Origin of the sequence: Sphingomonas yabuuchiae (genome assembly GCF_014199595.1) — a bacterium.
Taxonomy (GTDB): domain Bacteria; phylum Pseudomonadota; class Alphaproteobacteria; order Sphingomonadales; family Sphingomonadaceae; genus Sphingomonas; species Sphingomonas yabuuchiae.
Window position 1 is genome coordinate 1 of sequence record NZ_JACHNX010000014.1, and the last position, 25,544, is coordinate 25,544.

The following is a 25,544-nucleotide window of genomic DNA, read 5'->3' on the forward strand; positions in this document are numbered from 1 at the left end:
CTCGTCGCTGACATCAGACGGATATGGCTTGCGGCAAATGCTCATCCAGCAACGGATGAATCAGGCCCGCCGCCAAGTCCATAACAGCCTCTAGGTCTTGGCGATGTATTCGTAAGGTGTGAGTCCGTTGAGCGTCTTGGAGCCGGCGGGCGAAGTTGTAGGCGGCCATGAAGTCGGCGAGGTGTGTCCGCAGTTGGTCGTGGCTATCGTAGTGGAAGCGTTTGACGGTCGCTTCCTTAATGGTGCAATTCATCCGTTCGACCTGACCGTCGGTCCAAGGATGGTTCGGTTTGTTGAGCCGGCGCTTGATATCGTTTGCCTCGCAGACCATGTCGAAGCGCATTTGGCGGGACCAGGCGGTGTTGCGGTTGCGCGGCTACTCGGCGAACTGAATGCCATTGTCGGTTAGGATAGTGTGGATGCGATAAGGCACGGCCTTCAGCAGGTGTTCGAGGAACTCCCATGCCGTCCTCCTATCAGCCTTGTCGACCAACTGGGTGACCGCGAACTTGCTCGTGCGGTCTATGCCGACGAACAGGTAGAGCTTGCCTTCGGCGGTCTGCACTTCGGCAATATCGATGTGGAAGAAGCCGATCGGGTAGCGTTTGAAGCGTTGACGCTTCGGTTTGTCGCCTTCGATGTCCGGCAGGCGCGAGATGCCGTGTCGTTGCAGGCATCGGTGCAGCGCTGAGCGCGTCAGATGAGCGGCACGCTCCCCTCCATCGACGATACGCCCTGCGATCCGCGCACCGACCCCGGAAGCCCAGTCGAACCGTCCACGCTCGTGCAGCTCGGCGGCGAGTTCGCCGCGCATCTCTGCGGCGGCGGCGGACTCTATTGCATGCGTGAGCTGCCAAGCACTCTCGGCGTCCTGGCCAAGAGGTGTACACGTACGCCTCGTCACGGTAGACCTGTTCCAGCAGCCCCGCCTGGGCATCGGCCATCGATCCGTGTCCGATGCCGTTCGGCCGCGGCACGAGGTCCCCCGCCTTGTCGCAGGAGAAGCCGATCCACCATGCGTCGTCCCCATGCTCAACTGCTGCGTTGGCGTACACCTGCTGGTTCTGTCCCGGCGGGAGCAGCCTCTCCGAGACGTGACAGATCGAGACGTGCTCCGGCTCGTGCTTCTGGCATGGGGACGCATAATCGATCCCGCCGTGCGCATCGACGCCGACTGCCCGGATGGATGACGGGTCGAAGCCGAACAGCGGATGCTGGGGGCTGACGCCGACGTAGCCGCACAGATTCAGCTTCAGCGGGGAGCGGCGGATGATCATAGGATATCCGGTGTCGGCGTCAGTCCAGGCGATCTTGTCCACCTCCTGCGACCACGGGCCGGCCTCGGTGAGGCGCAATGCCGGCACGCGGTACACGGCCTCCGCGACGACGAGCCGCCGCTCGAAGTGGAAGGGCACGTCACGCTTGACCAGCGCGTTCGACGACGCGCCGGTCGTCGTGATCGCCGCGGTGTTCTTCTTCTTCCTACCCATGTTCGATGTCCTTGTCGGTCGCACGTCCGAGACGATGCGTGGATGGTGGGATCGTTCGACGTTGGTCGGCGGTGGTTGGCGGATCGCGGGCATGCTCGCGGCGCGCGCCGCGGCAGGGTCCGGCTGAGATGCGAATGTCGTAATCGGCCGGTACGGCGTGATCGGATTCAGCCGCGGCACCGTACCCCGTCCGCAACCGATACCGAGCCAAGGCGAACTGTCGGGCATCGTCCTTCTCATGGTCGATATGAGTGCGCTGGATGCCGACGATCTTGCTGTTCGTACCTTGCGCCCCAGCGGTCGTCGCCGGCTTGTCCCGATCGAAATTCTCATAGGCGAGCACGAAGTTGGCGACGCATGCGCGAGTGTGACCGTGATCCACGCTAATTTTGAAGCGGACTGCCTACGCCCTGCTACGCCAGGATGCCGGTGCGCACGTGCTTCGTGCACGACCCGACGGAGCCGGTCCCGTCTCCACCGCATGCGCATCGGCGCATGCCGGAGCTAAGTTGAAACCGCTCGTGCCGGAGGACCCAGTGGGAGGATACGCGTGTCCAGGCCGAGGAGCTACGGCCTACTGGATATGCCCGACGAGGCGCAGTTAAACGCGGCCGTGCGGGCGGCTGTTGACGCGTTCCGTGCTCCCAGCGCCCTGATCTCGCTCGTCGATGCCGATTGTCAGTGGCTTCAGGCGAGATAAGGTCTAAAATCACAGGAGACGCGCAGGTTCTGCACGCACGCTATCCTCCGCACCGCGGTGACGGTCATCTGCGACGCCACCGCCGACGACCGATCCTCGACCAACCCCCTGGTCACTGGTGAGCCCGGCATCCGCTTCTACGCCGGCATGCCGCTAAGCGCGAGGTCGAGCCGTGGATTCGGTAGGCTCTGCGTCATCGATCAGAGGCCTCGACCTTAGGGTTTCACCAGGGACAGAGATCGATCCCGCAGGCCCTAACGGTCAGGACGATGTCGGCCTTCGAGTCGAAGGCGCCCCCACCTCGCAGCTCACAGCGCGCTTTTTTCGGCATTCGGACGGAAGTCCGTCTCCCATGCCGGGACGCTGTCGGGGCATCGGGGCGGAGGTCGGACGCCAAGTTGACAAGGGCCTGTTAAGTGTCGGGGAAGCAGAAGGAAGCATGATGAACGAAACGGCTATCTGCTCAATGGAGGGGTGCGGCAACGTGGCCGAGACCCACCACGCCCTGCGCGACCGCCACCCCTTCAACAAGTCGCGGGCGCAGTCGGCGACCGGGGTGAAGTGGCGGGACGAACCGCATCTGGTCCAAAACCTCTGTCGCGAGCATCATTTCGACGGCTTCCACCAGAAGTTCGCGCGCACCGACAATTGGCCGCCCGGATGGGGTTTCGCGGACACCCCGCTGCTGCGGAGTGCGGACGCCGTCGAACGGATCGTCGATCGTGCGTCGGCACGACCGTCGACGAGTCATGGGAATTCCTCAGACCGGAAGCTGCGGGGTCGGCGGGATGACGGTGACCGCGCCGAGCGCCGCTCGCGACGAAGCCGTGTCCACGTAGGCGAAGGGACCGACGTCCGTCGCCATTGGCAAGGGTCTCCTTCGTGTGCATGCGGTGGCCCTCGGGTCTAGGGCGGCGGCAGGTGCACCGAGGAGTGCCACGTAGGTCGCCACGAACTCGAGATGGTCGCGGAACTCGCGGCCACGTATCCGCCCGCAGAGCATCATAGCCGGCGGCATGCCTGCGACGCACGCCCGGGCGACGTGCTGGATGGAGACCCCCTTCAACGGGCCGCCGTCGGCCTCCTTCGGCGCGGTGCCGGTCCACCATGCCTGGTGCTCGCGGGGCGCGACGACGCGACCGCCCTGCATGGCGAGGGGGACGAGCAGGTCTGCGCGGCCGACGCTGCCCGCCGCCCGCACGTACGGGACGTGCGAGATGACCAGCATGCCGTCGAGGAGGGCCACCGAGTAGCCCTCCTCGGTCAGCCGGCGGACCTCGTGATCAGGACTTGTCACAGACGCTGACGCTGAAGGTCTGCCCGCTGAGCACTCGGGTCGTCCGGCCGCTCGCGAGGAGCCCATGGTGGGCGCCCTCGGGGCCGTTGTCGTAGGCGACGGTCAGAGCGCTGTCGCCACCCACGCCGAGTGCGGGAAACGCGAGGCGGGCGAGTTCGCCGCACCCGATCTCGTCGCCCACGAAGGCGTGCTCGCGTCCGTTGACCACGATCGTCTTCCGGGCGCCGCCGTTCGTGTCGGCGACCGTCAACGAACGGCCGGGAGCCGTGTCGGTGCTGTAGTGTTCGGTGCTGTAGTTCATGTCTGCTTCCTTGCTTGAGATGAGGATTTTCATCTTCGCGCATCTGAGGCGGAGCCCGAGCACGTTGCCGGCGGAGACATCCGCTCATGGAAGGTCGTCGGTGCCGAGATGGCGGGCGAGCGCCCACTTCGCTGCCCTGACGAGGTCACCGCAGGCGGAATGGTGGGGCCAGGGCTCTTTGACCTCCAGCAAAGCGGCATGCACGTCGGCCACTGCTTCGGTGTCCGTCACCATCGAGGCGGCGCACACTTCGATCGCGACGTCCAGCACGCGAAGATCGCTGACGTCGCGGGCCGCTTCGAGGCGGAACATGGCGCCCGAGGCCTGGATGAGCGATTCGAGCCGAGGTGGAAGGACTGCCTCGATCACGGGCGGCTCGTCCTGGTTCCGCACTCCGCCGTGGGGGAACCGCCGGCCCTGCACCTCGACGACCCACGAGACTTGGCTCAGGTCGAGGATCGTCTGCTGATCCCGATCGATCCACCGCGAGTTGACGCGAGGGTCGATCATCGACACGAGGGTACGTTCGGTCTCTTCGGAGATCGGCTTGTCGACGTCGAGCTCGAGCACGATGATCGGGTTGGCGCAGCGAACGGAAGCCATGGCGACGACTGGCAGCAGCGGGATTTTCCGCTCGACCTCCTGGGCGCCGAAGGGCTCGTTACGGAAGTCGGCACCCACCGGTACCCGGAAGAGCGGGACCCCGGCGTTGCGCGCGATCCAGTGGGCCGCGAAGCCCTTGACGACGCCGTTCTGACCGACGAGCGCGAGCGGCGGCTGGTGGTAGCCGTCGAAGCCACTCAACGAACGGCGCCGACATGCCTCCGCGACGAACTGCCTCAGCCCGGGTACGTGATCGATCCCCAATGCGGCGGGCATCCCGGATGGAGCGAGCCTGTGGCCCCCACCGAGCAGGGCCAGCGGGCGATCGAGGCCGAGCGGTACGCCGTGATCGCCCATGGGATGTGCCACCATCATGGATGGGTACTCCGCGATCATCAGCTGCTGCGCATCGGCGATGCTCGGTCCCATCGGAGCGACGACCATTAGAGTTCTCCCCGCCAGAAGCGGAGGGGCCGGCGACCGCCGGAGCCGAGGCCCTGCTTCTTCACTGACTGCTCCGTGACGAGCATCTCGCGCAGCAGCCTGCGTTCGAGATCCAAGCGTGAGCCGTCCCGCATGAACTCGGCGAATTCCTCGAAGCGTTCGTTCTGCCAGCCGAGCCAGTCCCAGAAGCGGTCGCGCTCCCAGGACTCTTCGAAGCTGATGGACCAGACAAGTTCCGCCTCGTTGCTACCGCGCTCGAGGGTAAGGAGGTAGGCGCCCTTCTTCTCTCGGAAGTAGACGGAGATGCTGGTCTCGGCCTCCTGCTCCTCCTCCAGTCGGACGCGCTCCTTCTCAAGCTCGCGGGCGACGCGCTCGCGTTCCTGGTTACGCTGCCAGATGAACTCCTCGACCATGCCGGTCGTAGCCTGGGTCACCCACTCCGGACCGAAGACCAGGGCGCCAACGCTCAAATAGGCGAACTCGTCCTCGCGAGAGCTCAGTGCCTCATACGTATCGGCAGCCTGCTCCAGGCTCTCATATGAGCTGCGCCAGGCCTCGACCTCGACGACGGACTCGCCACCACACTCAATGGCGCGAATCAGGCGGACGACGTCGCCGACGAGGTCGAGACGAACGACTATCTCGGGTTGGATACCATCAGTTTGCGGCCAAGTCTCTCGATTGGCAATCTCAGCGCTCGCGGCACATGTTTCAACGACTGACTTTCGCATCATGAGCTCCTTTGCGGAGCCCGAGATGGAGTAGGGTCAGCGGCGTGTGCTAGGCTGCTTGGAAGCCAAAACGATTGTCAGCGCGGCTTCTGCTTATTGGCAGAGGACAGATGGCAACCCCTTCCCACACGGCCCGGTTCCGGGTCGCAGCCGCACACACGCCCTCATCACGCGAACCCCGCGAGCGTGAAGAAACCAGCGATTTCCGAGAGATCTGGATGCCCCGTGAGGATTCGAACCTCAATTAACGGAGTCAGAGTCCGTGGTCTTACCTTTAGACGACGGGGCATCGAACAGGGGCGTGCCTCTAGGCGGCCGAATCACCCCTGTCAACCGAATTCCGCCATGGCGGCGGCCGTGCGTCTTGTCGCGCGGGCGCCGACTCGCTACCTTGGGCTTCAAGCACCGGCGAACACTCATGTTCGTGACGGATAGAACAGAATAAGCGAGATACGGCGATGGGGGATGTTCCCACCCGAAGGCCGTACCGGCAGGCCAAGCCGCCTGCCCGTTCGGCACCCCCCCGGCCCCAGCGTGGCCGGTGGTCGGATGCGCAGGCCTATGCCGCGCTCGACCTGGGTACCAATAATTGCCGCCTGCTGATCGCGCGGCCGCAGGGCGGCGGCTTTGCGGTCGTCGACGCCTTTTCGCGGATCGTCCGGCTGGGCGAGGGGCTGGCGACGACCGGCCGCCTGTCCGACGCCGCGATCGACCGCACCATTGCAGCCCTGCGGGTGTGTGCCGACAAGCTGAAGCGCCGCAACGTCACCCTGTCGCGCGCGGTCGCCACCGAAGCCTGCCGCCGCGCAGCCAACGGTCCCGCCTTCATCGCGCGCGCGCTGGCCGAGACGGGCATCCATCTCGACATCATCTCGGCCGAGGAAGAGGCGCGGCTGGCCGTGCTCGGCTGTCACGTGCTGATCGAGCCGGGTGACGACCCCGCCCTGGTGTTCGACATCGGCGGCGGCTCGACCGAACTGGTACTGGTCGACACGCGCAGCCCCAGCCCCCGCATCCTCGACTGGCATTCGGCCCCCTGGGGCGTCGTCTCGCTGACCGAGAGCGCGGGCGGTGGCGAGGGCGAGGCCGGGCGGCTGGCCGCCTATGCCCGGATGCGCGCCATGGTGGCGGACAGCTTCGCCGATTTCGCCGCGCGACTGCCCCGGAACCTGAAAAGCCCGCGCTTGCTGGGCACCAGCGGCACGGTGACGACGCTGGGCAGCGTCCACTTAGGGCTCAGCCATTATGACCGCGCCGCCGTCGACGGGCTGATCGTGCCCACGGCCGCGATGCGCGCGATCAGCGCCGACCTGTCGCGCAAGAGCTTGGCCGCGCGCGGCAAGGTGGCGTGTATCGGCCCCGAACGCGCCGATCTGGTGGTGGCGGGATGCGCCATCCTGGAGACGATATTGGACCTCTGGCCCGCCGAGCGGCTAGGGATCGCCGACCGTGGGATTCGCGAGGGAATCCTGCGCCGCTTGATGGGAATCGCCAGAACGTGAGCAGAGGCAATGCAGGGCTGCACCAGCGGGTGCGCACCGCGCGGAAGCGCACCGCCCAGTCGACCCGTTGGCTGGAGCGCCAGCTGAACGACCCCTATGTCCGCCGTGCCAAGGCGGAGGGGTATCGCAGCCGCGCGGCCTATAAGCTGATTGAGCTGGACGAACGCTTCGGCTTCCTGCGCGGCAAGAAGCGGATCATCGATCTTGGGCTGGCACCCGGCGGCTGGGCGCAGGTGGTGCGGCGTCAGGTTCCGAACGCGAGCGTGGTCGGCATCGACCTGTTGCCGGTCGATCCGATCGACGGCGTGACCATCTTCGAGATGGACTTCATGGACGACGCCGCGCCTGGCAAGCTGATGGAGGCGCTGGGCGGCGCGCCCGATCTGGTCATGTCGGACATGGCGGCCAACACCGTCGGCCACCCGCAGACCGACGCACTGCGCACCATGGGACTGGTCGAGACGGCCTTCGCCTTTGCCTGCGACGTGCTGTCGCCCGGCGGCGTGTTCGTGTCGAAGGTCTTCGCGGGCGGCGCCGATCCGCAGCTGGTCGCCGAAATGAAACGCCACTTCGCCACCGTGAAGCACGCCAAACCGCCATCGAGCCGCAAGGGCTCGGTGGAATGGTTTGTCGTAGCGCAGGGGTTCAAGGGGCGTAAGGCTGCGGTGGTTGAGGATGATTCGGAGAATTGAGGGTGGGGCGGCGGGGTTCGCTAACGCTCTCCTGCGAGCATTTAGAAGTACCGGCGCATTAAGGCAGATTTTGTTACGGGCTCAAACTTTCTCCGATACGGCACGCTCGAGAGGGATTAAAATCGACCGTTCTCGACCGACCGTCAGACTTCGCCTCTGCAACTCGCACATAAGCTTGTAGAAGCGCGCCGTAAGTAGTTTGACCAACCTTCGTTTGCGCCTTCTCCGGTAAAATGTCGAAGACGTAGACAATTTCCTCCCCTTCCAAGTCTTGATTAAAATCTATTGCCATGAAGAAATCTACTATTCTGCTACCATCCACATAAAGGTCTACCATAGTACCTTGACGCATTGATGTGCTACGGAATTCGAAATGCCCGTCGTTGGACCGCCACACACGCGTGTCAACCTGGACGAGTTCGATCGTACTTTCGTCAGGTTTGATCCTACGTTCTGCTAGGACTGCCGCCGCCTCCAAATCCTTGGCCAACTGCTGGAGCACGCGCTGCGCGCCGCCCCGCGCCATACCATCAAACGTCGGGTCGGACTTACTCTCGATAGCCCTTAACTGGGCTACGCGAGCAACTCGGCGGAGGGTCTCCGGATCAAGATCAGGCATAGTTCTTTCATACGTCAACCAAGGCATGCGGCTGAAAAGACACACGCGGTCGGCATTGAGTGTCAAGCTTCGCCGAATGGGGCTAGCCCGCCAACTACCCATAATGGGCATTTTATTCGCCTCCGTTCAGCCTGAGCGAAGTCGAAGGCCACGGGATAGCGTTCGTGACAAAGACTCGGGGCGTGCACTTCGACTTCGCTCAGTGCGAACGGAGGTCGGGAGGCGCGGCGAACGGACGATGGGGAGCGTGGCGGGCTGCGTGGTATACGCCCCCTCACAACAACGCGTTCACCGCCTCCATGAAGCGCATCAGGCTGATCGGCTTGGACACATAGGAATCCGCCCCCGCCGCGCGGATACGGTCCTCGTCGTCGCGGCCCGCATAGGCGGTCACCGCCATCACCGGGATGCGGCGCAGCTCCTCGTCCGCCTTCAGCTCCAGGATCAGCTCATAGCCGGTCACATGCGGCATCTGGATGTCCATGATGATCAGGTCGGGCTCCACCTCCCGCGCACGCGCCACGGCCTCGCGCCCGTCGCGCACCGGCTCGGCGATAAAGCCGTGCACGCGCAACAGGTCGCAGAAGAGTTTCAGATTGAGTTCGTTGTCCTCGACAACGAGCACCTTTCTTGTCACGCGGTCTCCACCATTACGACGGACACGATAGGCAATGCCCGGACCGGATACAATCGAAGCCAATATGGCCCTGGCGCTGCAGGCGCTCATATGGACGCTGCAAAGCCCGTCGCGCGCCGAACGGCTGCTGGCGCTGACCGGCCTGTCGGTCGAGGAACTGCGCGGCGGGGCGGGCGAGCCCGGCGTGCTGGCCGCCATCCTGTCCTTTCTGGAGGGGCATGAGGCCGATCTGATCGAATGCGCCGAATCGCTGGATGTGCGCCCCGAATCGCTGGTCGCCGCCCGCCGGGTGCTGGAGGCCGCATGAAGCCGCTGCTGATCTGCGACTGCGACGAGGTGCTCGTCCACATGGTCCGCCACTTCCGCGACTGGCTGGACGAAGCGCATGACATGGACTTCGCGCTCGACCGGCATGATTTCTTCGGGTCGCTGACCCGGCGCAGCGGCGGCCCCGCCCCGACGCAGGCAGAGGCCTGGGACCTGCTGCACGGCTTCTTCCCCGGCCAGATGGACCGCCAGACGCTGGTGCCGCACGCCGCCGAGGCGCTGGCGGCGCTGGCGACCCGCGCCGATATCGTCATCCTGACCAACCTGATCGAGGAATGCCGCAGCCCCCGCATCGAACAGCTGGCACGCTTCGGCATCCATCACCGGGTCCAGTGCAATACGGGACCCAAGGGCGCGCCGGTCGCCAAGCTGGTCGTCGAGCACGGCAACCCCGTCACCGTCTTCGTCGACGACCTCGCCCAGCATCATGCCTCGGTCGCCGAGCATGCGCCGCAGGTCCACCGGCTGCACATGGTCTCCGAACCCGAAATGGCCCCGCACATCGCCCCCGCACCCGACGCCCATGCCCGGATCGACGACTGGCGCGAGGCGGAAGCGTGGATCGCCGCGCGTTTCGATGAAGGCCGGCCTGCCCCGAATCGACCGGGCGCTTGACCTGAACGGGGCGAGCGCGCCATGTCTCGCCCCATGACCACGCATATCGATCGCGCGCTCGAGCAGCTCGGCCTCACCCTGCCGGAGGCTGCCGCCCCCGTCGCCGCCTATGTCCCCGTCGTCGAGGCGGGCGGGCTTCTCCACATTTCCGGCCAGTTGCCCTTCATCGACGGCCAGCTCGTCACCGGACGGCTGGGCGACGGCGTCTCGCTGGAAGACGGGCAGAAGGCGGCGCAGGCGTGCGGCCTGATGCTGGTCGCGCAGATCAAGAAGTATCTGGACGGCGACCTGTCGCGCGTGAAGCGGATCGTGAAGCTGGGCGTGTTCGTGAATTCGGCCGGTGACTTCACCGACCAGCCCAAGGTCGCCAATGGCGCATCGGAGCTGATGGTGTCGCTGTTCGGCGATGCGGGCCGCCATGCCCGCTCGGCCGTCGGCGTGCCGGTGCTGCCGCTGGGTGCGGCGGTCGAAGTGGATGCTATCGTCGAATTGGGGTGATTTTCTGGGGTGGGTCGAGAGTGCGTAGCTCGCGGCCCTGCCCTCCCCGATCCCCTCCCGCTTGCGGGAGGGGCGTGTTGTTTGGCTGGTAGTGGGATTCCTCGTTAGCTTCTGGCCGCTCCCCTCCCGCCTGCGGGAGGGGATGGGGGAGGGAAAGCCACGAGCCCACCCCTTGTCCCACCCCACTCCACACCGCATATCCCACCGCGATGACCACCGCCGTCGCGCGTATCCTGTCCGGCGTCGCCGCCCTGTCCCCCGACCAGTGGGACGCCTGCGCGGGCACGGCCAATCCGTTCGTCTCCCACGCCTTCCTGACCGCGCTGGAAACGTCGCACAGCGTCGGCGGCCGCTCCGGCTGGACGCCTGCCCCCATCGTCATCGACGGCCCGGACGGGCAGCCCGCCGCGATCGCACCCGCCTATCTCAAGGCGCATAGCCAGGGCGAATATGTCTTCGACCATGGTTGGGCCGATGCCTGGGAGCGTGCCGGGGGGCGTTACTACCCCAAGCTTCAGATTGCCGCGCCCTTCTCGCCCGTTCCCGGCCCCCGGCTGCTGCTGCGCGACCCCGCGCTCGCGCCCGCGCTGATCGCCGCGATCGAGGCGGTGACCGACCAGAACGAGCTGTCCTCCGCGCACGTCACCTTCGTCGCGGCCGATCAGTTGCCGTATTTCGAGGCGGCGGGCTGGCTGATCCGCGAGGGCGTGCAATTCCACTGGCGCAATGACGGCTATCGCAGCTTCGACGATTTCCTGGACGCGCTCGCCAGCCGCAAGCGCAAGGCGATCCGCAAGGAACGCGCCGCCGCCGTCGCGGGGCTGACCATCCGCCACCTGACCGGCGACCAGATTCGCCCCGAGCATTGGGATGCCTTCTGGGTCTTCTATCAGGATACGGGCAGTCGCAAATGGGGCCAGCCCTATCTGACCCGCGCCGCCTTTGACCGGATCGGCGAGCAATTGGGCGACAAGGTGTTGCTGATCCTTGCCGAGCGCGACGGGGTGCCGATCGCGGGGGCGCTCAACCTGATCGGCGAGGACACGCTCTATGGCCGCTATTGGGGCGCGGTCGAGGAGGTGCCCTTCCTCCATTTCGAGCTGTGCTATTACCAGGCGATCGACGCCGCCATCGCGCGCGGGCTGACGACGGTGGAGGCGGGGGCGCAGGGCGAGCACAAGCTGGCGCGGGGTTATGTCCCGGTGCCGACCTGGTCGGCGCACTATATCCCCCACCCCGCCTTCCGCCGTGCCGTCGCCGAGTTCGTGGAACGCGAGCGTCAGGCGATCGAGGCGGAAAGCGAGTATCTGGGTGAATTGACCCCGTTCCGACGGGGCTGAGGCGTCGGGCAGGATGAAGTTGCCTTCGGTCAAAGCGAGCCCCTCCCCTTCAGGGGAGGGGTTGGGGTGGGGACTTTCGACCAATCCCGTACTTGCGGAAACGCCCCACCCCCGACCCCTCCCCTGAAGGGGAGGGGAGCGTCTCATATCATCGTGCTTTAATTGTCGTCCTTGTCGGGGGTCGCCTTGCGCCGCGCGGGCGCCCGCTTGTCCTCATCGGGCGAGGGGCGGCTGAGCAGTTCATAGGCCGCCGGGTCGATGATCGGGCGGCGATCGTCGATCCGGTAGAGGACGCTGTCGCCCTCGCGCCAGATCGGCGTCAGCCCGCGCGTCAGCGCCTCGTCGTAACGCGGCGCATGGACCAGCCAGACATAGTCGAACGCGTCGCGCGGCATCAGTTTCAGCGCGGTTTCGACCGGGCGCCACCATTGCCCGCGACAGCGCCGCTGGGTCACGATCTCCGACGGGTCATGTGCAAACCGCTTGGCGGGGGCGTAGCGCACCGTCAGCAACTGCCCGCCCGCCATCGACCATTGGTCGTTGGCATAGGCCAGCTTGCGCTCCAGCGCGAGGCCCGCGACATGCTCCAACCGGCTGGAGGGCCAGACATCGGCGCAATATTGACGGCCGACAAAGGTCAGCAACCGCGCGCGCGGCGGCACATGGTCCAGCGCGCTCAGCACCCGGTCGTAATCGTTGCTGTACATCACATAGCTGACCGTGGTCGCACCGATCCGCACGACGAAGAACAACAGCCCCACGATCGCCAGCGTCGAGGCGCCGCGCAGCGACAGCCCGCGCCGGGGGCGCAGCGCGATCAGTGCGATGGCCAGCACATAGGGGGCGAGACGCATATCGGCATAGGCCGAACCGAAGACGACGCGCGGCAGCAGCAGATAGACGACGAACAGGAAGGCCGCCGACAGCACCAGGTTGCGCGAATATTCGACCCGCTCGTCGCGCACGCCCTTGAGCAGGACGAGGAACAGCACCGTGACTGAGGCGAGGTCGAACGCCATCCAGCGATCGCGCAGCACCATCGTGACCCAGTTGATCTTCCAGCGCCAGTTGAACCAGTCGCCGGTCTTGCCGGTCACATCCGCGCCCGAACGCCACAGCACCATCAGCACCATGGGCAGCGCCAGCGGGATACAGCCCAGCCCGGCATGGAAAGCCGACTCGGCCCAGCCCCGCACCCCGCGCGCGCCCTTGGCCCGGCGAATGTCGTGCTGGCGGATCAGCTCGGCGGAAAAAGCCAGCACGCCCAGCACGCCCCAGCCGAAGGTATGCGCCACCCAGAGCAGGCAGGACAGCGGCACGAAGATGATGGCCCGCAACCGTACCGCGCCCAGCCGCCCCATGCGCAGCCACAGGCCGAACAGGTTCAGCGCCAGCGCCATCGCCAGCGCGAAGTTCACGAAGCCGAACTGGAACGGATAGCTATAGGCCAGCGGCAGCGCGAACAGCGCGGTGGCGGGAATGCGCCCTTGCACCTCGCGCGCGATCCAGAGGAGGCCGGTGACGGTCAGGACCGGAATGGCGATGACGATCAGCTTGACCGCCAGCTCCAGCCCGAAGATCGGCGCGAGCGGCTCGATCAGCAGGTCGATGCCCAGATTGCCGATCATCTGCCATTCGAAACGATACCAATGCGCCAGCCAGGGCTGGTTGGCATATTCCAGCTGGACGCGATACCGCCCCATATGCCCCGGCAGGTCGACCAGCGGCGGCACGGTGGGCCAGAGCAGCGGCACGGCGGCGAGCAGCGCCATCGCCGCCACGAACCACCGCGTCTGCCACCAGTTGAGCTTTCCCCCATTCATCTGCTGGTGCCTAGCGGACCGAAGGGGCGTCCGACAAGCATCGGCCGCGACGAACGCGATAGACGGCGGAATTGCTCTGCGCCCAGACCGGCGTCAGATCGGGCGATCGGGTCCGCCCCTTGGGAAAACCGATCGTCCAGACCGCATCGAAGGTGCATCGGTCGAAGTCGCGGATCGCATCCTCGAAGTCGGTCGGTCCCCCTTCGCCGCCCGGCGGAAAGATCAGCGAGGACGGGTCACGGTCGAACCGCCCGGCACCGGCCAGGCGGGGCTGGATCAGATGCTGGCCCGGCACCGTCCACTGGCCGTTGGTGAACACGCCCGCGCGAACGACGGCAAGCCCGCCGATATGGGTCAGCCGGGGTGCCCCCCAGCGTGACTCCGCGTCGACATTGGCCAGGACCAGCACCGTGCCGCCCGGCGGCAGCGCGGCAATGGCTCGCCACTCGCGATCATGCCCTTGCGCCAGTTGCGCGAAGGCGATGGTCGTGCCCGCCAGCCGCGCCACGAAAAAGACGGTCGCGGCGACCGCCAGTCCACGCTCCGACCACGCCAGGCGCCCATATACCGACAACAAGGCCAGCATCACCGCCGGGGGCAGCATCCGCATGTCGAGATAGGCCCCGCCCCGGAACAGATAGGGCAGGGCGAGGAAGACGATGAACCCGATCGCGGCGGGCACGCCCAGCACCGGGCGGACCGACAGGCGGCGCGACCGGATCACGACATAGGCGAAGAACAACAGCCCCATCACCGCCGCCAGATCCCACGCCATCCAGCGTTCCTGGAACAGGGTCATGACCCAGCGCAGCTTGTAGGACAGGAACCAGCGCCCGGTCTCACCCGCAACCTGATCCCCGCCCGACCGGATCATCCACAGGACGGGCAACGCCATCGGGGTCACCGTCACGCCCGCGCGCAGCACCGCCTTTGGCCAGCGCCGCCCCTGCTCGACCAGCCGCCCGGCTTCCATGCCGAAGACATAGGCCACCAGCAGCGCCCAGCCGAGCGCATGGACCAGCCACAACAGCGGCGCGAGCAGTGCGAACAGGATGATCCGCCACGCCGCGCCCCTGGTCCGCGCCAGCCGCAGCCAGAACGCCATGGCCAGGAACACAAGCCCTTGCGCCAGGCAGAAATTGACGAAGCCCATCTGGAAGGCGGGGCCGTAAGCCAGCGGAAAGGCCAGGATCGCACTGGCGGGCATCCGCCCATGAGCCTCTCGCGCCAGGGCGATCAGACCCGCCACGGTCAGCGGCGGAATGACCATGACGACAAGCCTGGCGGCGGGCTCCACCCCCATGCCGAAGACATGGTGCAGCGCGAGTACGATCCCCTCGACACCCAGATTGCCGACCGCCGCCCAGTGCACCGCATAATAGCGCGCCAGCGGCGCCTGCCCCGCCTCGGCCAGGATGCGATAGCTGGCCATATGGTCGCCCATGTCGCCCAGCGGCGGCACGGCGGGCCAGAGCAGCGGGATCGCCGAGGCCAGCATGCACAGCAACAAGAAGGGGCGGGACTGCCACCACAGCCCCGCCCCCTTTTCGGTCATCCCGTCCTGTCGGCCGTCATCGACCATATCGGCCCTGCCCCTTCAGAACGGTGAGATCGGATCAGATCTGGTCGCGACGTCCCAGCAGGCGCAGGCGCAGCGCGTTCAGCTTGATGAAGCCCGCCGCGTCGCGCTGGTCGTACGCGCCCTGATCGTCCTCGAAGGTGACGACCTTTTCCGAATAGAGCGAATAGGGCGACTTGCGGCCCGTGACGATCGCCTGGCCCTTGTACAGCTTCAGGCGGACGGTGCCGGTGACCTTCTCCTGGCTGTAGTTGACGGCGGCCTGAAGCATCTCGCGCTCCGGCGAGAACCAGAAGCCGTTATAGACCAGCTCGGCATAGCGCGGCGCCAGTTCGTCCTTCAGATGCGCGGCCCCCCGGTCGAGCGTGATCTGCTCGATCCCGCGATGCGCCAGCGCATAGATGGTGCCGCCCGGCGTCTCGTACATGCCGCGGCTCTTCATGCCGACGAAGCGGTTCTCGACCAGGTCGAGGCGGCCGATGCCGTGCTTGCGGCCCAGCTCGTTGAGCTTGGTCAGCAGCGTGGCGGGCGAGCACGCCTCGCCGTTCAGCGCGACGCCGTCGCCACGCTCGAAATCGATGGTGATCGTCTCCGGCACATCGGGCGCATCCTCCGGATTGACCGTGCGCGAATAGACGTAATCGGGGACCTCATCCCACGGGTCCTCCAGCACCTTGCCCTCGGACGAGGTGTGCAGCAGGTTCGCGTCGGTCGAGAAGGGCGCTTCGCCGCGCTTGTCCTTCGACACCGGGATCTGGTGCGCCTCGGCGAATTCGATCAGCTTGGTGCGGCTGGTCAGGTCCCATTCGCGCCATGGTGCGATGACCTTGATGTCGGGGTTCAGCGCATAATAGCCCAGCTCGAAGCGGACCTGGTCGTTGCCCTTGCCGGTCGCGCCGTGGCTGACCGCATCGGCGTTGACCATCTTGGCGATCTCGATCTGGCGCTTGGCGATCAGCGGCCGCGCGATCGAGGTGCCGAGCAGGTACAGCCCCTCGTACAGCGCATTGGCGCGCATCATCGGGAAGACGTAATCCTTGACGAACTCCTCGCGCAGATCGTCGATGAATATGTGTTCGGGCTTCACGCCCGCCATCTCGGCCTTTTTGCGCGCGGGCTCCAGCTCTTCGCCCTGGCCCAGATCGGCGGTGAAGGTCACGACCTCGCAGCCATAATGCTGCTGCAGCCACTTGAGGATGACGCTGGTGTCGAGGCCGCCCGAATAGGCGAGGACGACGCGCTTGATATCTTCGCTCACGGCAAAGTCCTTCGAGGATAGGGGATGGATTTGCCTCGCGCCCTATGCGCTCGACGCCCCTCACGCAACCTTCGGCTGATCCGTTCCCCTTATCGTTCATTGCGCGGACAGCCAAAGGCCGTCAGGAGCGGCTGCGAAGTTCCGTATGGGAGTCCCGTGCATGACCCGTTTTCTCGTCGCCGGTCTGATCGCCGCCACGCTGGCCACCCCTGCCCTGGCGCAGGATACGCGGGCCTCGGCCGCCGCAAAATTCTCGCGCGAGTTCAAGGCGCGCGACACCAATCACGACGGCGTGCTGACCAAGGCCGAGGTGAAGGCCGCGATCATGAAGATGGGCAACGGCAAGAAGGCAATCGACGCGGTCCATGCCCAGCGCCTGACCGATCTGTGGTTCGACAAGGCCGACGCCAACAAGGACGGCAAGGTGACCGAGGCCGAAGCCCAGGCGCTGCTGTCACGCACCTTCGACGAATATGAGGCGGCCAAGGCGGCACAGGCGCAGCAAGCGGGGCCGAAGGGGCGGTAAAGGGGGCAGCCCTCCCGATCACCAACCTTCCCCAACCTCCGTTCCGCCTATCCCCCACCTCCGTTCGCACTGAGCGAAGTCGAAGTGCACGGGATTCCGGTTGCCGATAGAGCATGGCGTGGCCTTCGACTTCGCTCAGGCTGAACGGAGGTGGGGAATGGCCCTTCCCTCTCACACACAAAAAAGGCCCGGTGCGTTGCCGCACCGGGCTTAGGTCGTCCGCAGGAGGAACGTCGTGGGGTGCGGGGGTTCTCTTCGCCCCCGCTCCCGATCAGTTATAGGCGCGCTCGCCGTGCTCGCCGAGGTCGAGGCCTTCCTGCTCGACTTCCTTCGAGACGCGCAGGCCGGTGATCGCCTTGGCGACATACATGGCGATGACGGTGCCGATGGTGGCCCAGACGATGGTCGTGGCGACCGCGCCGAGCTGGACCAGCAGCTTGGAACCGATGGCGTAGTCCGCCGCACCCGGGCCGCCCAGCGACGGGGCATAGACCACCGCCGTGCCGATCGCGCCGATCATGCCGCCGATGCCGTGGACACCGAAGGCGTCGAGCGCATCGTCATAGCCGAGCTTGGGCTTCAGGACCGACACCGCATAGAAGCAGACCACGCTGGCGATGGCGCCCAGCACGATCGCGCCGAACGGACCCGAATTGCCTGCCGCCGGAGTAACGGCGACCAGACCGGCGACGATGCCCGAGCAGAAGCCCAGCGCCGAACCCTTATGCCCCGCCAGACGCTCGGCGAGCATCCAGAACAGGCCGCCCGACGCCGTCGCGACGAAGGTGTTGATCATCGCCAGACCGGCCGAGCCATTGGCTTCCAGCGCCGAGCCTGCGTTGAACCCGAACCAGCCCACCCAGAGCAGGCCGGTGCCCACGCCGGTCAGCGTCAGCGAGTGCGGCGGCATCGGCGTGGTCGGATAACCCATGCGCTTGCCCAGGATCAGCGAGGCGACCAGCGCCGAGACACCGGCGTTGATGTGCACCACGGTGCCGCCCGCGAAGTCTAGCGCGCCCGCCTTGAAGAACAGGCCCGACGATGCCCACACCATGTGCGCGACCGGGAAATAGACGATGGTCAGCCACACGGCGGTGAAGGCCATGACCGCCGAGAATTTCATCCGCTCGACCACCGATCCCAGCACCAGCGCGGCGGTGATCGCGGCGAAGGTCATCTGGAAGCAGACGAAGACATATTCGGGGATTTCGACGCCCGCCGTGAACGTCGCCGACTGGCTGGCCGGGGTCACGCCCGCCAGGAACGCCTTGCCCAGCCCGGAGATGAAGTTGGACGCGCCCCCCGACACGTCCGGCCCGAAGGCCAGGCTATAGCCGTACATCACCCAGATCAGCATCGCGAGGCACGCGGCCGCGCCGATCTGGGTCATGGTGGACAGCATGTTCTTGGCGCGGGTGAGGCCGCCATAGAACAGCGCCAGGCCCGGCAGGATCATCATCATGACCAGCACGGTCGAGGTGAGCATCCAGGCGGTGTCGCCCTTGTTCACCGTCGCGGCGGTGGCGGCGGCGGGCGGCGCCTGGAGCGCGGCATCCTGTGCCCAGGCGGGCAGCGCGGCGAACAGCGTCAGGCCGAGGCCTGCGGTGCCGGTCGCCATCTTGGTGATGTGCTTCATCGAAATCCCCCCTTGCTCAGAGCGCCGATTCGTCGGTTTCGCCGGTGCGGATGCGCACGGCCTGGCCGACATCGAGCATGAAGATCTTGCCGTCCCCGATCGCGCCGGTATTCGCGGCGGCCTGGATCGATTCGACGACGCGGTCGGCGATCTCGGACGCGCAAACGACCTCGATCTTGATCTTGGGCACCATGTTGGTGCTGTATTCGGCCCCGCGATAGATTTCGGTCTGGCCCTTCTGCCGCCCGAAACCTTTCACCTCGGTCACCGTCATGCCCGCCACGCCCAAAGTGGTCAGCGCCTCGCGCACCTCGTCGAGCTTGAACGGCTTGATGATAGCGATGATCAGCTTCACCTGCGCCCCCTTTGCATTACCCGTGGGACCGCATCGCAAGGGGTGTGCCAGTTTACATTTCCGTTACTTTTCCGGGCGAATGCGAATGGGACGCCTGTTTATCAGCCGCCGTCATGCACCAAAAATTCAGCATATCGCCGACGCTGCCCAAATTTTGAGCAGGAAGTGGATCGAAGCCGTTCGCCGCCTGTTGGCTTTTGAGGCAGAGGCGAAAGGGAGCCCGTCATGACCGATACGACTAGCGAGCCGCTGGCCCGGACTATCGCCGATACGATGGCGGAGCGGGGTTCGGCGGGAATGGGGGCGGTGCTGTGGCTGGGCATGGCGGCGGGTATGCAGATCGGCCTTGGCGGCATCGCCTATCTGATCGCCAGCGCCGGGATGCCGTCGGGCATGGGCGCCACACATCTTCTGGCAGGCCTGGCCTTTTCCAGCGGGTTGATGCTGGTGATGGTCACGGGCACGCATCTGTTCACCGGCCATGCGATGCTGTCGCTGTCCATCGTTCAGCGGCGGGTGACGGGGATGGGGCTTGCCAAGGCATGGGGGTTGGTCTGGTTCGCCAATCTGGTCGGCAGCCTGATCATAGTCGGCCTGTTCCTCGCTTCAGGCGGAGTCGAGGCGGTCGACGGCACGGTCGCCGCCGTCGCCCGCGAAACGGCCATGGCGAAGACCACCAAGTCGAGCGGCACGCTGATCGCGTCGGGCATCCTTGCCAATATGCTGGTGTGCCTCGCCGTCTGGATGGCCAGCGGCGCGGAGACGGTCGCGGGCAAGATCGTCGCGGTGATCGCGCCGGTTACGCTGTTCGTCGCCGCCGGGTTCGAGCATTCGATCGCCAACATGACGCTGCTGCCGCTCGGCTGGGCGCTCGATCCGACAGGGGTGCCGATCGGGGGTATCGCGCACAATCTGGCGCTGTCGACGCTGGGCAACCTGATCGGCGGCGGCGCGATCGCATTGTTGCTGGGCGCGGGACATGGGGTGTTGAAGCGCGATTGATCCTCTCCGCCCCAGGGAGGGAAACCATCGCAAAGCGATGGTGGAGGGGGACCGCTGCATAGGGCATCGCTTGCCGAAGCCACCATCCGTCAGCGCTTTACGCTGCCGCCTCCCCATGCCGGGGAGGATTTTCAGGCCGCGAGCGCCGTCCCGCCGACCGTCAGCCCCTCGACCAGCAGCGTCGGCTGACCCACGCCCGCCGGTACGCTCTGTCCGCCCTTGCCGCAGATGCCGATACCCTCGTCCAGCGCGAAGTCGTTGCCGATGCCCTTGACGCGGGTCAGCACGCTCGGCCCGTCGCCGATCAACGTCGCGCCCTTGATCGGTGCGCCTAGGCGGCCGTTCTCGATCCGATACGCCTCGGTGCAAGAGAAGACGAACTTGCCCGACACGATATCGACCTGCCCGCCGCCGAAGGACTTGGCGAAGATGCCGTTCTTGACGCGCGACAGCAGCTCGGCGGGATCGTCCTGCCCGCCCTTCATGAAGGTGTTGGTCATGCGCGGCATCGGTGCGTGCGCGAAGCTCTCGCGGCGGCCATTGCCGGTCGGCGCGACGCCCATCAATCGCGCATTCAAACGGTCCTGCATATAGCCCTTGAGGATACCGTCCTCGATCAGCACGACTTCGCGCGTCGGCGTGCCCTCGTCATCGATCGACAGCGAACCGCGCCGGTCGGCGAGGCTGCCGTCATCGACCACGGTGACGCCGGGGGCCGCGACCCGCTCGCCGATGCGGCCCGAAAATGCCGAGGTGCCCTTGCGATTAAAGTCGCCCTCCAGCCCATGGCCGATCGCCTCGTGCAGCAGCACGCCCGGCCAGCCCGGCCCGAGCAGTACGGTCATCTCGCCCGCCGGTGCGGCGACCGAGTCGAGATTGACGAAAGCCTGGGCCAGCGCGACATCGATGCCGCGCTCCCAGGTTTCGCGAGCCACCAGCCGGTCGTACAAATAACGCCCGCCGATGCCGAAGCTGCCCGTCTCGCGCCGCCCATTCTGCTCGACCACGACCGAGATGTTCAGCCGTACCAGCGGCCGCACATCGGTGGCGACGAAGCCGTCGGCGCGGACGATCTCGACCACGCTCCAGCTGCCCGAGAGGCCGACCGACACCTGGACCACACGGGGATCGCGCGCACGGGCGGCGGCGTCGATCGTCTGACAGAGCGACACCTTCTCGGCAAAGGGAATCAGGTCGAGCGGATCGGTCGCGGTGTAGAGGTGCCGGTTCGTCCCCTGCGGCGGGGGCGCGGCGGCGCCCTTGGCGGGATCGATCAGCGCCATGGTCTGCGCGGCGCGCTGGATCGCGGCCTCGGACAGCTCGTTGGCATGGGCGAAGGCGGTCATCTCGCCCGACACCGCGCGCAGGCCGAAGCCGGAATGCGTATCGTAGCTGGCCGTCTTCAGCCGCCCGTCGTCGAAGCCGAACGCCTCCGAGCGCTTATATTGCAGATAGAGTTCGCCATCGTCCGCGCGGGACAGGGCGTTGGCGGTCAGCCGCAGCGCCGCGTCGGGGTCCAGCGTGTCGCGGTAGAGGAACGAGCGGGGATCGGTGGCGGTCATCAAGGGGATATAGGATGCCTAGCCGAGGTTTGAAATCGCCCGACGGTATTTCCTTCTTCCCCCCCTCCCGTAGACGGGAGGGGCCGGGGGAGGGAAAGGAGTCTCACCGAGCCTGTCGCCCGTGGCCCCCCTCCCCCATCCCCTCCCGTTTACGGGAGGGGCGTGAGTCTCATTGATGTTGAGGGACTTAGCGCCCGGCGCCATCGCCGTGATCGGGAAGCTGCGCCTGGTCCACGCCGTCCGCCGGGCCACCGATCAGCACGAAACGGCGATCGCAATAGCCGCAATCGACATAGCCGGTCTCGTCGATCTGCAACCACACGCGCGGATGGCCGAGCGCAGCGCCGCCCGGAATGTCGGTGGCACCGTCGCAAGCGACGCGGGTCTGGGTGACGCGGGTGGTTTCGGGCGGCGGCAACATAGGCTTGCGCGATAGCAAGGCGTTGCCTCGCGTGCAATTGCCCAAAGAGGGGCAAAACCGGCTTGGCCTGTCCCGCGCACGGGCCTATCGCTACGCCCATGACCGCACCCACCGAAGCCGCCATCTCGATCCAGGGCATCGCCAAGACCTATCAGGGCGGCAAGCGCGCGCTCGACGGGGTCAGCTTCGACGTGCCGCGCGGCCAGATTTTCGGGCTGCTGGGCCCCAACGGCGCGGGCAAGTCGACGCTGATCAACATCCTGGCCGGGCTGGTGATGAAGACCGAAGGGTCGGCGTCGATCTGGGGCTTCGACATCGACCAGCATCCGCGCAACGCCAAGGCGTCGATCGGCATCGTCAATCAGGAAATCCTGTTCGACCCCTTCTTCACGCCGCTGGAGACGCTGGAGATCCAGGGCGGGCTGTACGGCGTGCCCAAGGCGCAACGGCGGTCGATGGAATTGCTGCGCGCGGTCCATCTGGAGGACAAGGCGAACGCCTATTCGCGCACCCTGTCGGGCGGCATGAAGCGCCGCCTGATGGTCGCCAAGGCGATGGTCCACTCGCCGCCCGTGCTGGTGCTCGACGAACCGACGGCGGGCGTCGATATCGAGCTTCGCCAGCAGCTCTGGGCCTATGTCCGGCAGTTGAACGACCGGGGCGTGACGGTGGTGTTGACCACGCATTACCTCGAAGAAGCCGAGGAACTGTGCGACCGGATCGCGATCATCAACCATGGCCGCCTGGTCGCCAACGAGCCGACCCGCGAACTGGTCGGCAAGGCGCAGGAGAAGGTCGTCGCGGTGACGGTCGACCGCGACGTCGCGACGGTGCCCGACCATGCCAGCTTCGGCAAGATCGTGCTGAAGGGCACGCGGACACTGGAAATCACCTATGCCAAGGACAAGGTGAATGCCGGTCAGGTGCTCGCGGCGGTGCAGGCGGACGGGTATGGGATCGTCGACGTCTCGACCAAGGAAGCCGATCTGGAAGACGTGTTCCTGTCGCTCACCCGGAGTGCGTGACCCAACTTCCTCCCCTGCAAGGGGAGGGGGACCAGCGAAGCTGGTGGAGGGGTGTCACCCCTCTCGATAGCGGGACACCCCTCCGTCAGGGCTTCGCCCTGCCACCTCCCCTTCCAGGGGGGGAATATTCTTTAGTTCACCCCGCCCGCGCCAGATCCGGGAAACCCGCACGGAAGCCCGCGACCTTGGGCTTGTCCCAGCGCACGATATAGGGGTGCATCGGGTTGCGGTCGTAGAAATCCTGATGCTCGGCCTCGGCCGGGAAGAAGCCGCCCTGCTCGATCCGGGTCGTGATCGGCCGGGGGAAGGCATGGGCATGGGTCAGCTGCGCCATATAGTCGCGCGCGACCCTGGCCTGTTCGGGCGACTGCGCGAAGATGGCCGAGCGATAGCTGGGACCGCGATCGGGGCCCTGCCCGCCGACCTGGGTCGGGTCGTGCGCGATCGCGAAATAGACGCGCAGCAGCGTGGCGTAGGAGACCTGCGCCGGGTCGTAGGTGATGCGGATCGCCTCGGCATGGCCGGTCCGCTCGGTCGAGACGGCGGCGTAATTCGCATCCTCGCGGCGCCCTCCGGCATAGCCTGCCGTCACCGAACGGACGCCCTTCACCCGCTGGAACACCGCCTCCATGCCCCAGAAGCAGCCGCCCGCCAGGACGGCCACCTGCGGGCGTGGCGACGCGGGCACATCGACCGTCGCTTTCGGCAGCGGCACGGCGCGCTCGGCGCTGGCGGGAAGGGAGGACAGGACGACCGCTCCGAATGCGGTCGCGGCCATGGCGATGCAGAGGGTGTTGCGCATCGCCGGGATATGGGGTGTTTTTGGGGTTCGGCTAGTGGTGGAGCGTCGGGCGTGGGCTTCGACTTCGCTCAGCCTGAACGGCCGTTTTAAAGGAGTATTCCAAACCTCCGTTCCGCCTGAGCGAAGTCGAAGGCCAAGGGAATCACCCCGCCGAACTGCCCCTTAACGAACCGCCTCGACCGGCGCCGAACCGTAACGGCTGGGTGCTTCCGCCGGGTGAAGGACCACGAGGCCGAGAGCGCCAAGCGCAAATCCGCCGGCGAACTGCCACACGAAGCTGGACTTGAGGAGGGCACGCATCGTTCACTTCACCTGTCTTAGCGGGTCGCTCCCCGGTCGGGCGAGCGATCATCCGGGCGCCATCTGGTCGATAGTCGCCGTTCCGACAATGGCGTTTATAGAAACACAGCATTAACGGCACGTGGACGTGTCGTTCATGCCACAGTTAAGCCATATTGCTGCGGCGCACCCGCTGGCACAAAAAAGCCAGCCGATCCGGGATCTTGCCCTGACCGACTGGCTTTCGCGCCGCAGCGGCGGCAAATTATTTCACGCTTATTTCAGCGCGGCGCAGGCCGTCTGGATGCGGGTGCACGCCTCGCGGAGCAGCGCGTCCGACGTCGCATAGCTGATTCGCATCGCGGGCGACAGGCCGAACGCCGCGCCCTGCACCGCCGCCACCTTCGCATCGTCGAGCAGATAGCCGACAAACGCCTCGTCGCTGTCAATCAGCCGGCCCGAGGGCGTCGACTTGCCGATCAGCGGCGCGAAGGACGGATAGACATAGAAGGCGCCTTCGGGCGTCGGGCAGGTCATGCCGTCGATTGCGTTCAGCATCGACACCACCATGTCGCGCCGCGCCTGGAAGGCCAGATTGCGTTCGGCCAGAAAGCTCTGGTCGCCGGTCAGGGCGGCGGTCGCCGCCGCCTGCGCCACCGAACAGGGGTTGGAGGTCGACTGCGACTGGAGCTTGGCGATCGCCTTGATCAGCCAGGGCGCACCGCCCGCATAGCCGATGCGCCAGCCGGTCATGGCATAGGCCTTGGAACAGCCGTTCACCGTCAGCGTACGCTCGTACAGCTCGGGGCAGACCTGCGCGATGGTGGCGAAGCGGAAGCCGTCATAGACGATATGCTCGTACATATCGTCGGCGAAGACCCAGACATGCGGGTGCTTCAGGATGACCTCGCCCAGCGCCTTCAGCTCGTCGGCGGTATAGCCCGCGCCCGTCGGGTTGGACGGCGAGTTGAGGATGACCCACTTGGTCTTGGGCGTGATCGCGGCGTCGAGCGCTTCGGGGGTCAGCTTGTAGCCCTGTTCCGGCCCCGCCTTCACGATCACCGGCACGCCGCCCGCAAACTGCACGACGTCCGGATAGCTGACCCAATAGGGCGCCGGGATCACGACCTCGTCGCCCGCATCGATCGTCGCGACCATCGCGTTGAACAGGGTGTGCTTGCCGCCGACATTCACGCTGATCTGATCGGCCTTGTAGGTCAGGCCGTTGTCGCGCGCGAACTTGGCTGCGATCGCCGCCTTCAGCTCGGGCGTGCCGTCGACATTGGTGTATTTGGTCTTGCCGTCGCGGATCGCCTGGATCGCCGCCTCTTTCACGAAGTCGGGCGTGTCGAAGTCCGGCTCGCCCGCGCCCAAGCCGATCACGTCGACACCGGCGCGCTTCAGCTCCATCACGCGGCTAGTGATGGCAAGCGTGGGGGACGGGCTGATACGGCCGAGCGCGGCGGAGGGCTGCATGAAA

27 protein-coding genes, 1 tRNA gene and 2 pseudogenes are annotated in these 25,544 nt (G+C 66.1%); 12 read left to right on the forward strand and 18 right to left on the reverse strand.

What is annotated here, in order from left to right; all coding sequences use genetic code 11:
- Positions 1-90 precede the first annotated feature (90 nt).
- Positions 91-703, reverse strand: a pseudogene (locus GGQ89_RS14835) (DDE-type integrase/transposase/recombinase); the annotation flags it as partial.
- Between the two features lie 641 nt (positions 704-1,344).
- On the opposite strand from GGQ89_RS14835, the gene GGQ89_RS14840 reads away from it, so the two are divergent.
- Both GGQ89_RS14840 and GGQ89_RS20380 read left to right on the forward strand, forming a co-directional pair.
- Complete coding sequence (locus GGQ89_RS14840; RefSeq protein ID WP_184106237.1) at positions 1,345-1,617, forward strand: hypothetical protein; 273 nt, start codon at positions 1,345-1,347, stop codon at positions 1,615-1,617.
- A 603-nt stretch (positions 1,618-2,220) separates the two neighbouring features.
- Positions 2,221-2,409: pseudogene (locus tag GGQ89_RS20380) on the forward strand (GAF domain-containing protein); the annotation flags it as partial.
- A gap of 244 nt (positions 2,410-2,653) precedes the next feature.
- Here the strand turns inward: GGQ89_RS20380 and GGQ89_RS14845 are convergent.
- The 6 genes from GGQ89_RS14845 to GGQ89_RS14870 form a co-directional block, all read right to left on the reverse strand.
- Positions 2,654-2,941 (reverse strand): hypothetical protein, encoded by a 288-nt coding sequence (locus tag GGQ89_RS14845; RefSeq protein ID WP_184106238.1) that lies wholly within the window; start codon positions 2,939-2,941, stop codon positions 2,654-2,656.
- Between the two features lie 9 nt (positions 2,942-2,950).
- Positions 2,951-3,553, reverse strand: a complete 603-nt coding sequence (locus tag GGQ89_RS14850; protein ID WP_338112288.1) for a DUF6791 domain-containing protein — start codon at positions 3,551-3,553, stop codon at positions 2,951-2,953.
- Positions 3,474-3,788 (reverse strand): hypothetical protein, encoded by a 315-nt coding sequence (locus GGQ89_RS14855; protein WP_184106240.1) that lies wholly within the window; start codon positions 3,786-3,788, stop codon positions 3,474-3,476. The genes GGQ89_RS14850 and GGQ89_RS14855 overlap by 80 nt, the downstream gene beginning before the upstream one ends.
- Before the next feature lie 84 nt (positions 3,789-3,872).
- The gene (locus tag GGQ89_RS14860) at positions 3,873-4,835 is read right to left on the reverse strand and encodes a hypothetical protein (protein WP_184106241.1); all 963 of its coding nucleotides are present in this window, start codon (positions 4,833-4,835) and stop codon (positions 3,873-3,875) included.
- Positions 4,835-5,569: a hypothetical protein gene (locus tag GGQ89_RS14865; protein ID WP_221238974.1), complete on the reverse strand. Its 735-nt coding sequence runs from the start codon at positions 5,567-5,569 to the stop codon at positions 4,835-4,837. The genes GGQ89_RS14860 and GGQ89_RS14865 overlap by 1 nt, the downstream gene beginning before the upstream one ends.
- A gap of 212 nt (positions 5,570-5,781) precedes the next feature.
- Positions 5,782-5,855: transfer RNA gene (locus GGQ89_RS14870), tRNA-Gln, on the reverse strand.
- A 169-nt stretch (positions 5,856-6,024) separates the two neighbouring features.
- Here GGQ89_RS14870 and GGQ89_RS14875 point away from each other — a divergent pair.
- Together GGQ89_RS14875 and GGQ89_RS14880 are read left to right on the forward strand one after the other, a co-directional pair.
- Positions 6,025-7,068, forward strand: coding sequence for a Ppx/GppA phosphatase family protein (locus tag GGQ89_RS14875; protein WP_184106243.1), 1,044 nt, complete (start codon positions 6,025-6,027; stop codon positions 7,066-7,068).
- A complete protein-coding gene (locus tag GGQ89_RS14880) occupies positions 7,065-7,760 on the forward strand; it encodes an SAM-dependent methyltransferase (protein ID WP_184106244.1) in 696 nt (231 codons plus the stop codon). The genes GGQ89_RS14875 and GGQ89_RS14880 overlap by 4 nt, the downstream gene beginning before the upstream one ends.
- A gap of 73 nt (positions 7,761-7,833) precedes the next feature.
- On the opposite strand, the gene GGQ89_RS14885 is transcribed toward GGQ89_RS14880, so the two are convergent.
- Positions 7,834-8,379 carry a hypothetical protein gene (locus tag GGQ89_RS14885; RefSeq protein WP_184106245.1) on the reverse strand — a complete coding sequence of 182 codons (546 nt, stop codon included), beginning with the start codon at positions 8,377-8,379 and terminating at the stop codon, positions 7,834-7,836.
- Between the two features lie 274 nt (positions 8,380-8,653).
- Positions 8,654-9,016 carry a response regulator gene (locus GGQ89_RS14890; RefSeq protein ID WP_056436133.1) on the reverse strand — a complete coding sequence of 121 codons (363 nt, stop codon included), beginning with the start codon at positions 9,014-9,016 and terminating at the stop codon, positions 8,654-8,656.
- Positions 9,017-9,080: 64 nt separating this feature from the next.
- Between GGQ89_RS14890 and GGQ89_RS14895 the strand changes: the two genes are divergently transcribed.
- From GGQ89_RS14895 to GGQ89_RS14910, 4 genes are all read left to right on the forward strand, one after another.
- Positions 9,081-9,323, forward strand: coding sequence for a DUF3572 family protein (locus GGQ89_RS14895; RefSeq protein WP_184106246.1), 243 nt, complete (start codon positions 9,081-9,083; stop codon positions 9,321-9,323).
- Complete coding sequence (locus GGQ89_RS14900; RefSeq protein WP_184106247.1) at positions 9,320-9,958, forward strand: HAD family hydrolase; 639 nt, start codon at positions 9,320-9,322, stop codon at positions 9,956-9,958. Before GGQ89_RS14895 ends, GGQ89_RS14900 begins: the two co-directional genes overlap by 4 nt.
- A 33-nt stretch (positions 9,959-9,991) precedes the next feature.
- A complete protein-coding gene (locus tag GGQ89_RS14905; protein ID WP_184106248.1) occupies positions 9,992-10,456 on the forward strand; it encodes a RidA family protein in 465 nt (154 codons plus the stop codon).
- A 209-nt stretch (positions 10,457-10,665) separates the two neighbouring features.
- Complete coding sequence (locus tag GGQ89_RS14910; protein ID WP_184106249.1) at positions 10,666-11,796, forward strand: GNAT family N-acetyltransferase; 1,131 nt, start codon at positions 10,666-10,668, stop codon at positions 11,794-11,796.
- A gap of 158 nt (positions 11,797-11,954) precedes the next feature.
- Here the strand turns inward: GGQ89_RS14910 and GGQ89_RS14915 are convergent, their stop codons facing one another.
- The 3 genes from GGQ89_RS14915 to GGQ89_RS14925 are packed head-to-tail and all read right to left on the reverse strand — an operon-like array spanning position 11,955 to position 16,456.
- A complete protein-coding gene (locus GGQ89_RS14915; RefSeq protein ID WP_056436147.1) occupies positions 11,955-13,619 on the reverse strand; it encodes a hypothetical protein in 1,665 nt (554 codons plus the stop codon).
- Positions 13,620-13,629: 10 nt separating this feature from the next.
- Entirely contained in the window at positions 13,630-15,201 is a 1,572-nt protein-coding gene (locus GGQ89_RS14920) for a hypothetical protein (RefSeq protein WP_184106250.1), read from the reverse strand.
- Positions 15,202-15,235: 34 nt separating this feature from the next.
- Positions 15,236-16,456: an argininosuccinate synthase gene (locus GGQ89_RS14925; RefSeq protein ID WP_056436153.1), complete on the reverse strand. Its 1,221-nt coding sequence runs from the start codon at positions 16,454-16,456 to the stop codon at positions 15,236-15,238.
- A 160-nt stretch (positions 16,457-16,616) separates the two neighbouring features.
- On the opposite strand from GGQ89_RS14925, the gene GGQ89_RS14930 reads away from it, so the two are divergent.
- Positions 16,617-16,982 (forward strand): EF-hand domain-containing protein, encoded by a 366-nt coding sequence (locus GGQ89_RS14930; protein ID WP_058745191.1) that lies wholly within the window; start codon positions 16,617-16,619, stop codon positions 16,980-16,982.
- 271 nt (positions 16,983-17,253) lie between these two features.
- Here the strand turns inward: GGQ89_RS14930 and GGQ89_RS14935 are convergent, their stop codons facing one another.
- On the reverse strand, positions 17,254-18,618 hold the full coding sequence (locus tag GGQ89_RS14935) for an ammonium transporter (RefSeq protein WP_056436160.1): 1,365 nt from the start codon (positions 18,616-18,618) through the stop codon (positions 17,254-17,256).
- Positions 18,619-18,634: 16 nt separating this feature from the next.
- On the reverse strand, positions 18,635-18,973 hold the full coding sequence (locus tag GGQ89_RS14940; RefSeq protein WP_042488306.1) for a P-II family nitrogen regulator: 339 nt from the start codon (positions 18,971-18,973) through the stop codon (positions 18,635-18,637).
- Between GGQ89_RS14940 and GGQ89_RS14945 the strand changes: the two genes are divergently transcribed.
- The gene (locus GGQ89_RS14945; RefSeq protein WP_184106251.1) at positions 18,960-19,202 is read left to right on the forward strand and encodes a hypothetical protein; all 243 of its coding nucleotides are present in this window, start codon (positions 18,960-18,962) and stop codon (positions 19,200-19,202) included. The genes GGQ89_RS14940 and GGQ89_RS14945 overlap by 14 nt on opposite strands.
- Entirely contained in the window at positions 19,199-19,975 is a 777-nt protein-coding gene (locus GGQ89_RS14950) for a formate/nitrite transporter family protein (RefSeq protein WP_184106252.1), read from the forward strand. The genes GGQ89_RS14945 and GGQ89_RS14950 overlap by 4 nt, the downstream gene beginning before the upstream one ends.
- Before the next feature lie 131 nt (positions 19,976-20,106).
- Here the strand turns inward: GGQ89_RS14950 and tldD are convergent, their stop codons facing one another.
- Positions 20,107-21,537, reverse strand: a complete 1,431-nt coding sequence (tldD, locus tag GGQ89_RS14955) for a metalloprotease TldD (protein ID WP_380773071.1) — start codon at positions 21,535-21,537, stop codon at positions 20,107-20,109.
- Between the two features lie 187 nt (positions 21,538-21,724).
- Complete coding sequence (locus tag GGQ89_RS14960) at positions 21,725-21,958, reverse strand: zinc-finger domain-containing protein (RefSeq protein WP_056436167.1); 234 nt, start codon at positions 21,956-21,958, stop codon at positions 21,725-21,727.
- Between the two features lie 98 nt (positions 21,959-22,056).
- Here GGQ89_RS14960 and GGQ89_RS14965 point away from each other — a divergent pair, with 98 nt between their 5' ends.
- Positions 22,057-22,983 (forward strand): ABC transporter ATP-binding protein, encoded by a 927-nt coding sequence (locus GGQ89_RS14965; RefSeq protein WP_184106254.1) that lies wholly within the window; start codon positions 22,057-22,059, stop codon positions 22,981-22,983.
- Positions 22,984-23,119: 136 nt separating this feature from the next.
- Here the strand turns inward: GGQ89_RS14965 and msrA are convergent, their stop codons facing one another.
- Both msrA and GGQ89_RS14975 read right to left on the reverse strand, forming a co-directional pair.
- Positions 23,120-23,761, reverse strand: coding sequence for a peptide-methionine (S)-S-oxide reductase MsrA (gene msrA / locus GGQ89_RS14970; RefSeq protein ID WP_240456367.1), 642 nt, complete (start codon positions 23,759-23,761; stop codon positions 23,120-23,122).
- Positions 23,762-24,340: 579 nt separating this feature from the next.
- A complete protein-coding gene (locus tag GGQ89_RS14975) occupies positions 24,341-25,540 on the reverse strand; it encodes a pyridoxal phosphate-dependent aminotransferase (protein WP_056436172.1) in 1,200 nt (399 codons plus the stop codon).
- Positions 25,541-25,544: the final 4 nt, after the last annotated feature.